A 13,388-nucleotide genomic window follows, 5' to 3' on the forward strand; every position below is an offset into this window, starting at 1 on the left:
GCACGGCGAGTCACGCCAACGCCACTTAGCGTGGTCGCAGGAGGACGACCGAAAGGACGTACGGCTATGAGCGAGACGACGAACGCCACCGGCGCCGCGGGCACCCGTGGCCGCACCACGATCGCCGACGGAGTGGTCGAGAAGATCGCCGGCCTGGCGGCCCGCGACGTGATGGGCGTGCACGCGATGGGCAGCGGCACCTCCCGGGCCTTCGGCGCGATGCGTGAGCGCGTCCCCGGCGGAGGCGGCACCAAGTCCGTCTCCCGCGGCGTGAAGGCCGAGGTCGGCGAGGTGCAGACGGCACTGGACCTGGAGATCGTCGTGGACTACGGCGTCTCCATCTCCGACGTCGCCCGCGACGTCCGGGAGAACGTGGTCGCCGCCGTCGAGCGGATGACCGGCCTGCAGGTGGTCGAGGTCAACATCGCGGTGAGCGACGTGAAGCTCCCCGACGAGGAGGACGAGTCCGGGCCGGAGCCCAGGATCCAGTGACCCGGTCCACCGGGCACCGGCCCGCCGCGACCGCACCCGGCGCGGCGGGGCACGCGACCGTGACGCGCACGTGAGGCGCACGATGAGGAGCGCACGATGAACATGGCCGTGATCGGCATGATCGCCGGGATGGCGCTGGGCTTCGCCGGGTACTTCGGCGGCTTCGGGGCCTTCCTGCTGGTGGCGGCGCTGGGCGCCGTCGGCTTCCTGGTCGGCAGGTTCCTGGAGGGAGACCTGGACGTCGGCGACCTGTTCCGGCCCCGCGGCGACCGGCGGGGGTGACGGTGCCCGCGACGACCACGGCCGCCCGCCGCCCGGAGAACGCTCCGGGCGGCGGCCCGGCCTCCGTACCCGCCGGCGAGCGCGGCGAGACCCGGCTCGCGGACCGCGTGGTGGCGCGCATCGCCGCCCAGGGCGCACGCGAGGCGCTGGACCACCTCCCCGCCGACGCGGTGCCGCCCTACGCCACCGTGAACCTGCACCAGGACGCCGGGACGGTGCGGGTCGACGTCAGCCTCGAACTCGCCTACCCGTCCGACATCGCCGGCCAGTGCCGCGCCGTGCGCCGCCGCGTCACCGGGCGGGTGGCCGAACTGACCGGACTGAAGGTCCTGGAGGTCGAGGTGCACGTGGAACGCCTGCACGCCGTCCGGGGAGAACTGCGATGAGCGACACGACGACGGAAGAACGGCCGCCCCAGCAACCGCCGCAGGTCCCGGACACCGGGGCCACGATGGTCGAGCCGGGCGCCACCGGACGGTTCTGGTCCACTCGGCGGCGGCCCTCCGCCGTGGCCGCGCTGGTGCTGCTGGCGGCCTCGGTGCTGCTCCTGTCCGACCTGGTGGCGGTCCGCGCCGGACGCTCCGCGACGGCCGCGCGCCGCAGCCTGGCCCGGGAGCTGGCCGAGCGGCCGCTGGACGACGTGTGGGTGCTGGTCGGAGCCGGGGTGGCGGCCGCCCTGGGGCTCTGGCTGCTGATCCTGGCGCTCACCCCCGGCGTCCGGGGCATCCTGCCGATGCGGCGCACCAACCCGGAGATCAACGCCGGCCTGGACCGCAAGGCCGCCGCCATGGTGCTCAGGGACCGGGCCCTTGAGGTGCCCGGGGTGCGGTCGGCCAGGGTCAAGGTCGGGCGCAGGAAGGCCGACGTGCGCGCGGTGGTGCACTTCAGGGAGCTCGACGAGGTGGGCGGCGACATCCGCGCGCGGCTGGAGGAGGCGGTGCGCGGGCTCGGCCTGTCGCGGCCGCCGTCCCTCGCGGTGCGGGTACGCCGTCCCGAACGGAAGAAGGGGTGAACGGGGTGCTGCGCATCGTCAACCGGGTGCTGCTGGGACTGATCGGCCTGGTGCTGCTGGTGGTGGGCGGATCGGTCCTGGCGATCGGGCTGGGCGCGCCGTCGCCCGGCTGGTGGATCCACCGCGACCGGCACGACGTCCTGCTGACCGCGTCGGAGCGGACCAGGTGGCGGGACCAGGGCTGGTGGTGGCCGGTGGTCTTCGCGGTGCTCGCGGTGCTGGTCGTCCTGGCCCTGTGGTGGCTGACCCGGTCGGTGCAGCGGCACCGGCTGTCCGTGGTGAACGTCGACACGGGCGACGACGAGGGCGCGGTGCTGCGGGCGCGGGCGCTGGAGAGCGCGGTCGCCTCCGAGGCGGCGGACCTCGACGGCGTCGAGCGGGTACGGGTACGGCTCACCGGACGGCGGCGGACGCCGCGGATGCGGATGCGGGTACGGCTGGAGCCGGACGCGGACCCGGGCCACACGCTCGACCGCCTCACCTCCGAGACGCTGGCCCACGCCCGCGCCGCGGTGGGCACGACCTCCCTGCCCTCCGAGATTCGCATGCGTGCCCACGCCCACCGCGGCGAACGCGTCTCCTGACCGGACCCGCCGCACCGCTGCGCGCCCCGACCGGGGCGCAGCGGTGCGGCCGACCGGGCCGATACGACGGTGGCACTGGCACCCGGGTCCGCACGATGGAAGGACCCCGGTCCACACGACGGAGGGATTCCCGGTCCGCACGATGGAGGGATTCCCGGTCCGCACGATGGAGGGGATCCCGTGTCGGCGCGCGGAGGGACCCCGGTCCCGCCCGGGTGCCGGGGGCCCTCCGCGCGCGTTCAGAAGCCGCGGCGCACGCCGCCGTCCACCGGGAGCATGATCCCCGTCAGGTAGGACGCGGCCGGCGAGAGGAGGAACGCGGCGACCCGGCCGAACTCCTCGGGCGCCCCGTACCGCCCCAGCGGGATGCGCGACTCGTTGGCCGCCCGCGTCGCCGCCGGATCGGCGGACAGCGCGTCCAGCTCCCGCACCCGGTCCGTGTCGATCCGCGACGGCAGCACGCCCACCACCCGGATCCCGCGCGGACCGAGCTCGTCCGCGAGGGACTTGGCGAAACCGGCCAGCCCCGGCCGCAGCCCGTTGGAGATGGTCAGCCCGCCGATCGGCTCGTGCACCGAGGCGGACAGCACGAAGCCGATCACGCCGCCCGCGCCGAGCTCCGCCGCGGCGGCCCTGGCCATCCGCACCGCGCCCAGGAACACCGTCTCGAACGCGCCCAGCCACTGCTCGTCGGTGTTGTCCGCGGCCAGTCCGGCCGGCGGCCCGCCCACGCTGATCAGCACACCGTCGAACCGCCCGAAGCGCTCACGCGCCACCGCGATCAGCCGCTCGGGCGTGGCGGGGTCGCCGTTGTCGGCGGCCACGCCCACGGCGTTCGGGCCCAGCTCCGCGGCGGCCGCGGTGACGGAGGCCTCGTCACGGCCGGAGACGACCACCCTCGCGCCGTCGGCGACCAGCTCCCGCGCGGTGGCGTTGCCCAGGCCGCGGGAGCCGCCGGTGACGACGTAGACACGATCCTTCAGTCCGAGATCCATGCCCACCATCCTGCACCCGGCGGTCCGGTCAGGCGGTGGCCGGGGTGGGCGTCCCCTCCGCGGCGTCCTCGCCGCCGGTCCCGTCGCCGTCCCCGCCGGACCCCTTCCCGGCGGCCGCCTCCTCGCGGCGCTCCCGCAGCTCGCGCCGCACCAGCACCACCCAGCCGACCGGCACGCCGGCGGTGAACAGCCACCACTGGATCGCGTAGGCCATGTGGTTGCCGATGGAGTCGTGGTCGGGGCCGGAGACCGGCTCGGGGCTGCCGTCGGCGGGGACGGGGGAGACCAGCTCGACGTAACCGCCGAGGACCTCGGCGCCCAGCCGCTCGGCCTCCCGCTCGCTGTCTATCAGCATCACCTGCCGGTCGGGCAGGTCGTCGAGGTTCTTGATGCCGCTCGCCGCGGTGGTCTGGTCGGCCATCAGCCGCCCGGTCACCGTCACCTCGCCGCGGGGCGGGGCGGGAATCTCCGGGAACTCCGCCTGCCGGCTGCCGGCGGGCACCCAGCCGCGGTTGACCAGCACATAGCGCCCGTCGTCCATCCGCAGCGGGGTCAGCACGTGGTAGCCGACCCGGTCGTCCGCGTTGGTACGGCGGCGCACCACCACCTCGCGGTCGGTCTCGAAGACCCCGCGGGCGCTCACCCGCCGGTAGTAGAGGTCACGGTCGATCCGCGCGCCGGGCCGCGTGAGCGACCCGACCGGCACCGGATCGGCGTCCAGCGCGTCCGCGATGCGCTGGTTGGAGGCGACCCGGTCGAAGTGGCGGTGCCACTGCCAGAAGCCCAGCTCGATCATCGTGGGGATGAGCGCGAGGGCGACCAGGGTGACGATCACCCACTGCCGGGTCAACAGGAAGCGGTACACAGGACGACGGTAACAATTGCCGCGTCCCGGCCCGCCTCCGACCCCGGCGCCCGGCCGCCCCCGCCCGCTCAGACCCGGTCGACGATGCCCACCTTGCCGTCCGCCCTCGCACAGTGGGCGCCGCAGTACCACTTGCCGTCCGCCTCGACGCCCTGGCCGATGACCTGCACCCGGCAGTGCTCGCAGATCGGGGCCATCCGGTGGATCGCACAGGCGAAGCAGTCGAAGACGTGGACGGCGCCCTGTGCGTGCACCTCGAACGTCATGCCGTATTCGTTTCCGCAGACCTCACAACGTGCCATGCGCCACAGCGTGAGCCGTGCGGGCCGCCCGCCCCGGCAGCCGGACCGCGCGCCGCCCGGGGAATCACCCGTCCGCCGGTTCGACGTCCCCCAGCAGCTGGCCGAAGGCCGCCTCGTCCACCACGGGCGTGCCGAACTGGCGGGCCTTGACGGTCTTGGAGGTGCCCGAGTCGGGGTCGTTGGTCACCAGCAGGCTGGTCAGCCGCGAGATGCTGCCCGCCACGTGGAGCCCGGCCTCGGTGGCCCGGTCCTCCAGCAGCTCGCGCTCCACCGAGGTGTCGCCGGAGAAGGCCACCCGCATGCCCTGCTTGAGCCGCCCGCCCGGCAGGTACCGCCCCGGGTTCGGGTGGGGGCACGGCGGACGCTTCTTCGAACGGTTCCACGCCGTGGGCCGGTAGCCGCCCGCTCCCGAGCCCGCTCCGCCGCCGGGACCGGACCCGTAACCGCCGCGCCCGCCCGGCTGGCGGCCGATCCGCGGGGAGGCGCCGTCGCTCCACTCGGTGAGCGGCAGGCACTCCAGGAGCGGCAGCCGCAGACCCGAGGCCGCCGCCGCCCGCAGGCTCGGACGGAACGCCTCGGCCAGCACGCGGGCGTCGTCCAGCGCGTGGTGGGCGCGCCGCTGGACCACGCCGAAGTGCGCGGCCAGCGACTCCAGTTTGTGGTTGGCCAGCGGCAGCGCCAGCGCCTTGGACAGCGCGATGGTGCACAGCCGCTGCCGCACCGGGGCCTCGCGCCCCGCCCGGGCGTACTCGCGGGCGATCATCTGCCAGTCGAAGACGGCGTTGTGGGCGACCAGCACCCGGCCGGCCAGCCGGGAGGCGAACTCCTCGGCGACCTCCGCGAAGAGCGGCGCGCCCTCCAGGGCGTCGCCGGTCAGCCCGTGGATCCACACCGGACCGGGGTCGCGCTCCGGATTGACCAGCGTGTACCAGTGGTCCTCCACCTCGCCGCGGGCGTCCAGCCGGTACACGGCCGCGGAGATGATGCGGTCGTCCCGGGCCAGTCCGGTGGTCTCCACGTCGACGACCGCGTACCCCTGGGGATACGCGGCCGGCCATGGAGCGGTGGACGCTTCGGGCGTGCGGTCTTCGAGCATGGTCAACGAGGATAAGCGCCGGGGCCGACACCTCCGTCCCCCGGGGAGCGTCGGTACCCCGCCGGACGCATGTCCGGTGCGATCCTCCCGATGTGACGGAACGACAGGATCCCGGCGAAAGGTCCCAAGCGGCCGAAAGCGGTGAAACGCTCGAACAAGAGGATATGGGGCAGACCCGGGGGGCGTTCGCCGGCCGGCTCAACTGGCTGCGGGCCGCCGTTCTCGGCGCCAACGACGGCATCGTCTCCACCGCCGGGCTCGTGGTGGGGGTCGCGGGCGCGACCGGGAGCCGTGACGCCCTGCTGACCGCGGGCCTGGCCGGACTGCTCGCCGGATCGATGTCGATGGCGGCGGGGGAGTACGTCTCGGTCTCCACCCAGCGCGACTCCGAACGGGCCGCGCTCGCGGTGGTGCGCCGCAGGCTCCGCGAAAGACCGCAGGCCAAGCTGGAGAAGCTCACCGGCCTGCTGGAGGAGCGCGGGCTGCGCCGGGAGACCGCCGGGGACGCGGCCCGCCAGCTCACCGCGCGCGACGCGGTGCGCGCGCACGCCGCCGTGGAACTGGGCATCGACCCCGACGAGCTCACCAACCCCTGGCACGCGGCGGGGGCCAGCTTCGCCGCCTTCACGGTCGGCGCGCTGCTCCCGCTGCTCGCCATCGTGCTTCCGCCGGCCGGGATGCGGCTGCCGGTCACCGTGGTCTCCGTCCTGGCCGCCCTGATGATGACCGGTTTCAGCAGCGCCCGCCTCGGCGCCGCCGACCCCCGGCGCGCGATGGTGCGCAACGTCGGCGGAGGGGCGCTCGCCATGGCGGTCACCTACGCCGCGGGCGCCCTGCTGGGCGCGGCCGGCGTCTGAGGCGAGCGGTCCGGCGGAGCGGCCGGGACCGCCGGCCGTTGGTGGAGACCCACAGGAAAAGTGCCCCTACCGGCGGTAAGAGTTGTCGATCCGGAGGTCTGGTCGCCGTCCGGAACCACCCCTACCGTGCACGTATGCCGAACCTGCCCGATGTCGTGCTCTGGTCGATCCCGGCCTTCCTGCTGCTCACACTGATCGAGGTGGTCAGCTATCGCGTCCACCCGGACGAGGACGCGGAGGGGTACGAGACCAAGGACGCCGCCACCAGCATCGGCATGGGCCTGGGCAGCCTCTTTTGGGATCTCCTGTGGAAGATCCCGATCGTCGCCCTCTACACCGTGGTCTACGAACTGACCCCGCTGCGCATCCCCGTGCTGTGGTGGACGGTCCTGCTGATGCTGGTCGCCCAGGACTTCTTCTACTACTGGTCGCACCGCGGCCACCACGTGATCCGCCTGCTGTGGGCCTGCCACGTGGTGCACCACTCCAGCCGGAAGTTCAACCTCACCACCGCGCTGCGGCAGCCCTGGACCTCGCTCACCGGCTGGCCGTTCTACCTGCCGCTGATCGCGCTCGGCGTGCACCCGGCGGCGCTGGCCTTCCTCAACTCCGTCAGCCTCGTCTACCAGTTCTGGATCCACACCGAGCGGATCGGGAAGCTGCCCCGGCCGGTCGAGTTCCTCTTCAACACGCCGTCCCACCACCGGGTCCACCACGCCTCCCAGGGCGGCTACCTGGACCGCAACTTCGGCGGCATCCTGATCGTCTGGGACCGGATGTTCGGCAGCTTCGCGGCGGAGACCGAACGGCCCGTGTACGGGCTGACCAAGAACATCGAGACGTACAACCCGTTCAAGGTCGCCACCCACGAGTACGTCGCCATCGCCAAGGACCTCAAGGCGGCGCGCAGTTGGAGCGAGCGGGCGGGACGACTGTTCCGCGGACCCGGCTGGCAGCCGCGGGCCGCCGCGACCGCCGCGACCGCCGGGGGCGTGCCCGCGCAGGCCGCCGCCGGAGCCGCCGTTCCAGCGCAGGCCGCGGCCGGGGGCGCCGGAGCCGCCGTGCCCGCGCAGGCCGCCGCCGCGGAGGCCGGAGCCGCGGCCGCCGGTACCGCCGCCGCCGTGAAGGAGTCCGCGTGAGCGCCGCGACCGGCACGGGGGGCCCGGCGCCCTGGCTGCGCAAGGCCCTGCCCGCGGCCTTCCTCCTCGCCTCCGCCGTCAACCTGGTCACCGTCTCCACCGGCCACGGCACGGTCGAGACGGTGTCCAAGGCCCTGCTGATGCCCCTGCTGGCGGCCACCGCCGCGCTCTTCGGGGCGCCCCGGATCCTGCTGGTGGCGCTCGCCTTCGGCTGGGGCGGCGACGTGATGCTCTCCCTCGGCGGGGACGCCTTCCTGGTCGGCATGGGCTCCTTCGCCCTCGGCCACGTCGTCTACATGGTCCTCTTCCGCCGCCACGGCGCGGACCGCGGCCGCCCGGAGAGCGTCGGCACGGCCGTGGCGTACGCGGCCGGGCTGGCCGCGCTGATGGTCCTGCTGCTCCCGGGACTGCCGGCCGACCTGCGGATCCCGGTGGCCGGCTACAGCTGCCTGCTGACCGCGATGGCCTGGTCGGCGGGCCGGGCGGGCCGGCTCGCGGCGGCGGGCGGCGCGCTGTTCCTCCTCTCCGACTCGCTGATCGCCGCCGAGATGGCCGGCTGGGGCCCACTGCCGGTGCACGGCCTGTGGGTCATGGCGACCTACCTCGCCGCCCAGGCGCTGCTCGCCGCAGGCGTCTGCCGCCCGACGCCGCAGCGCGCGCCGCGCGAGCCCGCGGAGCCGCGGGCTGCGGCCGTCACGGCCGGCGGTGACGCGGCCGTCACCGCCAGCGGATCGGCAGCGGCAACGCCGTGAGCAGGCCCGAGGCGGCCACCACCAGCCCCAGCAGCGCCACCTCGGCGCGCGCCGGGACACAGGCCGTCAGCGGATCGGGGGCCCGGCGCAGCCGCAGCCGGGCCCACAGCGCGAGCGCGGCCACCGCGGCCACCAGCACCACCTTGGCCAGCAGCGTCCGCCCGTAGGCGGTGGTCGCCAGCTGCTCCAGCACCGTCCCCGGCGGCATCCGCCGCAGCGCGCTGGTCACGCCGGTGGCGGCGACCGCGGCCAACAGCGCGGCGGCGGCCCGGGCGTAGCGGCCGAGCAGCGCGGCGGCCTCCGCGGGCGCCTCGCCGCGCCAGAGCCGCAGGACGCGCAGCACGTGCAGCAGCCCGCCCGCCCACAGCGCGCCGCAGGCCAGATGCACGGCGGTCAGCACGGCCCCCGTCGCCGGGTCGTGGTAGTCCCAGGCGGGGTGGGCCCGCAGCGCCTCCGCCACGACCACCGCGCCCAGCGGCCACAGCTGGGCGGCGGGACGCCGGGAGAGGGCGAGCAGCCCGGCCACCAGGAAGCCGTTGACCTCCACCAGGGCAAGCAGCCCCTCGCGGTGCCCCTGCAGCCCGCCGAGGTCCACGTCGCCCCAGCCGCGCGGCACCCGGTTGCCGGCGGCGACCACGAACGCGAGGCCGAGCGAGGCCAGGAACCCGGCCGCCGCCGCGGTGGCCGACCACGGCCGCGGCAGCGCCGCCCGCGGCCGCAGCCGCCGCGCGGAGCGGCCGGTGAACACCTCGCCCAGCGGCACGCACAGGGCCGCGAACAACACCGCGCGCAGCAGCCCGACGCCGGGGGTGCCGGGCGCGGCGGCCTCCCCGCTGCCGTGCAGCGCGGCGGACGGGCCCAGCAGCGGTACCAGGGCGCCCGCCGTCACCAGGACGAGCAGCGCGACGGACCGCCGGGCGGCGGCGCGCCCCGATGGCGGACCGTCACCGGCTGCGGCCGGACCGGAGGTTCGGGTCGTCAACGTCACGGGACGATCCTCACCGGGAGGGATGAACCCGGGCAAGCGGACCACGCAAGTGGCGGACGCCTTTCCGCTCCGAGGGGCGACCGGGGCGCGACGCCGGAGCCCGCACGGCAGGACGTCCGCCCGGCCGTGGCCGGGCGGACGCCAGGTGGTGCGGGCACTGCGGTGGTGCGAGGGGACTTACTTGGTGACGGCCTTCAGCGCGTTGACGATGCCCGCGCCGTAGAAGCCGTTCTGACGCGGCCCGCCGACGCAGACCGCGTCCACGGTGCCGTTGCTGTCGTAGTCGTACGACGTCGGGCAGTCGAACTTGGTCGCCTGGGCCTTCAGCATCGCCGCCAGCGCGCCCGGAGTGGCGTGCGGGTGCGTCGACTTGATGAGGGCGGCCACGCCCGCGGCGTGCGGGGCCGCCATCGAGGTGCCCTGGGCCCAGCCGTAGGCGCCGTTCGGGAGCGTCGAGTAGATGGCGCCCCGCCTCGGCTCGGTGCCCGGCGGGAGCTGGTACCGGCTGTCACCACCCGGAGCGGCGACGTCGATGACGCCCTTGCCGTAGTTCGAGTAGTACGACTTCTTGTCGAGGTAGCCGGTGGCGGAGACGGTCACCACGCCGTCCAGCTGGGCCGGCATGTCCAGGCACACGTGCGGGTCGATGGTCCGCGTGACCGGGGTGCCGTCGTCCGGGCTGCCCTCGTCGAGGATGGCGTCACCGTCGAGGTCGTTGTAGGAGTTGCCCGCCGAGGCGATGTGCAGGGTGCCCTTCGACGTGGCGTACCTCTTGGCCCGGTTCACCGCGTCCAGAAGCGCCTTCTGGTCGGGGTCGTCGGGGCAGTTGTACTCCCACGGGTCGACGTAGTAGCTGTTGTTGGTGATCTCCACGCCGGAGTCGGCGGCGAAGACGAACGCGCAGACGATCGCCTCGGTGAAGAACAGCTGCGTCTCGTCCGGCTGGGCCACGGTGATGCCCGAGACCTTCACGCCGGGCGCGACGCCGGCCACGCCGATCCCGTTGCGGGCGGCGGCGATCTCACCGGCCACGTGGGTGCCGTGGTAGTGGTCGGCGTCGGCCGGACGCCAGGCGCCGGGCGAGGTGTCGGCCACGCCGGTGGAGCAGTCCGCGGACTGGGAGGCCGAGAAGTTGGGCGCCAGGTCCGGGTGGAGGTCGTCGACGCCGGTGTCGATCACGGCGACGGTGACGTTCCGGCTGCCCGGGTTGATCTCGGCGGCCTTGTCGGCGCCGATCGCCGGCAGGTCCCACTGGGCGGCCTCGAACGGCTCGGTCATCCCGGCCTCGGCGGAGGCCTTGGCGAGCTCGGCCTCGTCCGCCCCGGTGGCGCGCTCGACCTGGCCGATGTCGGTGGTCGCGGCGGGCACGAAGGGCTTGGTGCGGGTCGCGCCCGCGCTCTCCACGCCGCGCACGGCACGGATGGTCGTGCCGAAGGAGGGGTCGGCCGAGTGGACGACGATCACGCCGATCTTGTCGTACGACGTGACGATCGAGCCGCCGGCCTTGCCTATCGCCTTCTTGACGGATGCCAGGGTGCGGTGGTCCGTCCGGGTGTTGACGACGTACGACAGCGTCTCCCCGGCCTGGGCGGCCGTGACGGCGGCGTCGGGGGCCGGGGCGGCGACGGCCGCGGTCGGCAGGAAGCCGAGCGACGCCGTGAGCGACAGCGCGACCGGCACCGCGAGAGCCAGGCGGCGTCTTGAGCTCAGATGAGCCATGGGGTCTCCACATCATCCTGAATCGAGGCCCGCCCGGGCAGTGGTGTGCGGCAGGCAGGTACATGACGGATGGTTCAGTGAGGAAAGCTATCCCCCGACGTCGCAGGCCAGCAATGACTTGCCGCAACGATTCCCGAACATCGGCCGGCCGTTGAACCGGCCCCCGCTCCGCTCCGTGAAGGCGGACAAGGGGTGAAGAGCCGCGTCCCCCTGTCGGATCACGTTCCGGGGCCTTAGCATCTCGACCTTGTTCAGTGATCCATGTCACAAGCGGGCTGATTTTCCTATGTCCCCATCCAGTTCACGAGGAGACTCCGTGGCAGACGCCCCGCCCCTCAAGACGCCGCAACAACGGCAGCCGTCCACCGAGGAGTACACCGAGGTCCAGCAGAGCGCCGAGTTCGCCGAACTACGCCGTTCCTACCGGTCGTTCGCCTTTCCGCTGACCCTCGCCTTCATAACCTGGTACCTGCTGTACGTCCTGCTGTCGAACTACGCGGGCGGCTTCATGGGCGCCAAGGTGATCGGCAACGTCAACGTCGCCCTCGTCCTGGGCGTTCTGCAGTTCGTCAGCACCTTCCTCATCGCCTGGTGGTACGCGCGGACCGCCGCGGCCAAGCTCGACCCCAAGGCCGAGGCCATCAAGAACCGGATGGAGGGCGGCGCGTGAGCACCGAGTACGTGATCCTCGCGGCCAACGAGGCCAGCGAGCACCGCACACTGATCATCAGCCTGTTCACCGCCTTCGTCCTCGCCACCCTGGGCATCACCGTCTGGGCCGGCCGCCAGACCAAGGACGCCGCCGACTTCTACGCCGGCGGCCGCCAGTTCTCCGGTTTCCAGAACGGCCTCGCCATCTCCGGCGACTACATGTCGGCCGCGTCCTTCCTGGGCATCGCCGGAGCCATCGCCCTTTCCGGTTACGACGGCTTCCTCTACTCCATCGGCTTCCTGGTCGCCTGGCTCATCGCCCTGCTCCTGGTCGCCGAACCACTGCGCAACTCCGGCCGTTACACGATGGGCGACGTGCTGGCCTACCGGATGCGCCAGCGCCCGGTCCGCACCGCGGCGGGCGTCTCGACCATCATCGTCTCGATCTTCTACCTGCTCGCGCAGATGGCCGGCGCCGGCGTGCTCGTCTCGCTGCTCCTGGGCATCACCAGCGAGGCCGGCAAGATCGGCATCGTCGCCCTGGTCGGCGTGCTGATGATCATGTACGTGTCCATCGGCGGCATGAAGGGCACCACCTGGGTGCAGATGGTCAAGGCCGTGCTGCTGATGTTCGGCGCGCTGCTGCTGACCTTCCTGGTGCTGCTGAAGTTCAACTTCAACATCTCCGACCTGCTGGGCACCGCCGCCGAGAACAGCGGCAAGGGCGACGCCTTCCTCGAGCCGGGCCTGAAGTATGGCATCGACTCGATGACCAAGCTGGACTTCGTCTCGCTCGGCATCGCCCTGGTCCTCGGCACCGCCGGTCTGCCGCACATCCTGATCCGCTTCTACACGGTCCCCACCGCCCAGGCGGCCCGCAAGTCCGTGCTCTGGGCGATCGGCCTCATCGGCGCCTTCTACCTGATGACCCTGGCCCTCGGCTTCGGCGCCGCCGCGCTGATGAGCCCGAAGGAGATCACCGACTCCAACCCGGCGGGCAACACCGCGGCCCCGCTGCTCGCCCTGCACCTGGGGGGCGTCGACTCCACCTGGGGCGCCATCCTGCTGGCCTCGATCTCCGCGGTCGCCTTCGCCACCATCCTCGCGGTGGTCGCCGGCCTCACCCTGGCCTCGTCCTCCTCGTTCGCCCACGACATCTACGCGAACGTCATCAAGCGGGGCCAGGCCAGCGAGAAGCAGGAGATGAAGGCGGCCCGCTGGTCGACGGTGTTCATCGGCATCGTCGCCATCGGCCTCGGCGCCCTCGCCCGCGACCTCAACGTCGCCGGCCTGGTCGCGCTGGCCTTCGCGGTCGCCGCCTCCGCCAACCTGCCGACGATCCTCTACAGCCTGTTCTGGAAGCGCTTCACCACCCAGGGCGCCCTGTGGTCGATCTACGGCGGCCTGGTCACCGCCGTCGGCCTGGTGCTGTTCTCGCCGGTCGTCTCCGGCGCCGCCACCTCGATGTTCCCGGACGTCGACTTCCACTGGTTCCCGCTGTCCAACCCCGGCATCATCTCCATCCCGGTCGGCTTCCTGCTCGGCTGGCTGGGCACCCTCCTGTCCAAGGAGGAGCCGGACAAGGCCAAGTACGCCGAGCTGGAGGTCCGTTCGCTCACCGGCACCGGAGCGCACTGACCGTCGCCGGCACCCG

The 13,388-nt window shown here is 73.4% G+C and carries 16 protein-coding genes; 10 read left to right on the forward strand and 6 right to left on the reverse strand.

Features of this window, described 5'->3' with window-relative positions:
- Positions 1-66 precede the first annotated feature (66 nt).
- The 5 genes from Sfr03f_RS13010 (at position 67) to amaP (ending at position 2,370) form a co-directional block, all read left to right on the forward strand.
- A complete protein-coding gene (locus Sfr03f_RS13010) occupies positions 67-492 on the forward strand; it encodes an Asp23/Gls24 family envelope stress response protein (protein ID WP_245967535.1) in 426 nt (141 codons plus the stop codon).
- Positions 493-588: 96 nt separating this feature from the next.
- Positions 589-774 carry a hypothetical protein gene (locus Sfr03f_RS13015; protein WP_108954004.1) on the forward strand — a complete coding sequence of 62 codons (186 nt, stop codon included), beginning with the start codon at positions 589-591 and terminating at the stop codon, positions 772-774.
- Positions 775-776: 2 nt separating this feature from the next.
- Positions 777-1,160 (forward strand): Asp23/Gls24 family envelope stress response protein, encoded by a 384-nt coding sequence (locus Sfr03f_RS13020; protein WP_108954098.1) that lies wholly within the window; start codon positions 777-779, stop codon positions 1,158-1,160.
- On the forward strand, positions 1,157-1,786 hold the full coding sequence (locus Sfr03f_RS13025; protein WP_108954005.1) for a DUF6286 domain-containing protein: 630 nt from the start codon (positions 1,157-1,159) through the stop codon (positions 1,784-1,786). Before Sfr03f_RS13020 ends, Sfr03f_RS13025 begins: the two co-directional genes overlap by 4 nt.
- Positions 1,783-2,370 (forward strand): alkaline shock response membrane anchor protein AmaP, encoded by a 588-nt coding sequence (amaP, locus tag Sfr03f_RS13030; RefSeq protein ID WP_108954006.1) that lies wholly within the window; start codon positions 1,783-1,785, stop codon positions 2,368-2,370. The genes Sfr03f_RS13025 and amaP overlap by 4 nt, the downstream gene beginning before the upstream one ends.
- Before the next feature lie 239 nt (positions 2,371-2,609).
- On the opposite strand, the gene Sfr03f_RS13035 is transcribed toward amaP, so the two are convergent.
- The 4 genes from Sfr03f_RS13035 to Sfr03f_RS13050 form a co-directional block, all read right to left on the reverse strand.
- Positions 2,610-3,365 (reverse strand): SDR family oxidoreductase, encoded by a 756-nt coding sequence (locus Sfr03f_RS13035; RefSeq protein WP_108954007.1) that lies wholly within the window; start codon positions 3,363-3,365, stop codon positions 2,610-2,612.
- A gap of 28 nt (positions 3,366-3,393) precedes the next feature.
- Positions 3,394-4,230, reverse strand: a complete 837-nt coding sequence (locus tag Sfr03f_RS13040) for an SURF1 family cytochrome oxidase biogenesis protein (RefSeq protein WP_108954008.1) — start codon at positions 4,228-4,230, stop codon at positions 3,394-3,396.
- Between the two features lie 68 nt (positions 4,231-4,298).
- Positions 4,299-4,532 carry a metallothionein gene (locus Sfr03f_RS13045; protein ID WP_108954009.1) on the reverse strand — a complete coding sequence of 78 codons (234 nt, stop codon included), beginning with the start codon at positions 4,530-4,532 and terminating at the stop codon, positions 4,299-4,301.
- A 64-nt stretch (positions 4,533-4,596) separates the two neighbouring features.
- On the reverse strand, positions 4,597-5,628 hold the full coding sequence (locus Sfr03f_RS13050; RefSeq protein WP_108954010.1) for a DEDDh family exonuclease: 1,032 nt from the start codon (positions 5,626-5,628) through the stop codon (positions 4,597-4,599).
- A gap of 164 nt (positions 5,629-5,792) precedes the next feature.
- Here Sfr03f_RS13050 and Sfr03f_RS13055 point away from each other — a divergent pair, with 164 nt between their 5' ends.
- The 3 genes from Sfr03f_RS13055 (at position 5,793) to Sfr03f_RS13065 (ending at position 8,376) form a co-directional block, all read left to right on the forward strand.
- Complete coding sequence (locus Sfr03f_RS13055; RefSeq protein WP_108954011.1) at positions 5,793-6,485, forward strand: VIT1/CCC1 transporter family protein; 693 nt, start codon at positions 5,793-5,795, stop codon at positions 6,483-6,485.
- 134 nt (positions 6,486-6,619) lie between these two features.
- The gene (locus tag Sfr03f_RS13060) at positions 6,620-7,624 is read left to right on the forward strand and encodes a sterol desaturase family protein (RefSeq protein ID WP_108954012.1); all 1,005 of its coding nucleotides are present in this window, start codon (positions 6,620-6,622) and stop codon (positions 7,622-7,624) included.
- Positions 7,621-8,376, forward strand: coding sequence for a lysoplasmalogenase (locus tag Sfr03f_RS13065; RefSeq protein ID WP_245967536.1), 756 nt, complete (start codon positions 7,621-7,623; stop codon positions 8,374-8,376). Before Sfr03f_RS13060 ends, Sfr03f_RS13065 begins: the two co-directional genes overlap by 4 nt.
- Here Sfr03f_RS13065 and Sfr03f_RS13070 read toward each other — a convergent pair.
- On the reverse strand, positions 8,342-9,364 hold the full coding sequence (locus tag Sfr03f_RS13070) for a CopD family protein (RefSeq protein WP_372514419.1): 1,023 nt from the start codon (positions 9,362-9,364) through the stop codon (positions 8,342-8,344). The genes Sfr03f_RS13065 and Sfr03f_RS13070 overlap by 35 nt on opposite strands.
- A gap of 177 nt (positions 9,365-9,541) precedes the next feature.
- Complete coding sequence (locus Sfr03f_RS13075) at positions 9,542-11,083, reverse strand: S8 family serine peptidase (protein ID WP_108954014.1); 1,542 nt, start codon at positions 11,081-11,083, stop codon at positions 9,542-9,544.
- Positions 11,084-11,369: 286 nt separating this feature from the next.
- Here Sfr03f_RS13075 and Sfr03f_RS13080 point away from each other — a divergent pair, with 286 nt between their 5' ends.
- Complete coding sequence (locus Sfr03f_RS13080; RefSeq protein WP_108954015.1) at positions 11,370-11,753, forward strand: DUF485 domain-containing protein; 384 nt, start codon at positions 11,370-11,372, stop codon at positions 11,751-11,753.
- On the forward strand, positions 11,750-13,372 hold the full coding sequence (locus Sfr03f_RS13085; protein ID WP_108954016.1) for a monocarboxylic acid transporter: 1,623 nt from the start codon (positions 11,750-11,752) through the stop codon (positions 13,370-13,372). The genes Sfr03f_RS13080 and Sfr03f_RS13085 overlap by 4 nt, the downstream gene beginning before the upstream one ends.
- Positions 13,373-13,388 lie beyond the last annotated feature (16 nt).

Origin of the sequence: Streptomyces fragilis (assembly GCF_003112515.1) — a bacterium.
GTDB lineage: Bacteria > Actinomycetota > Actinomycetes > Streptomycetales > Streptomycetaceae > Streptomyces > Streptomyces fragilis.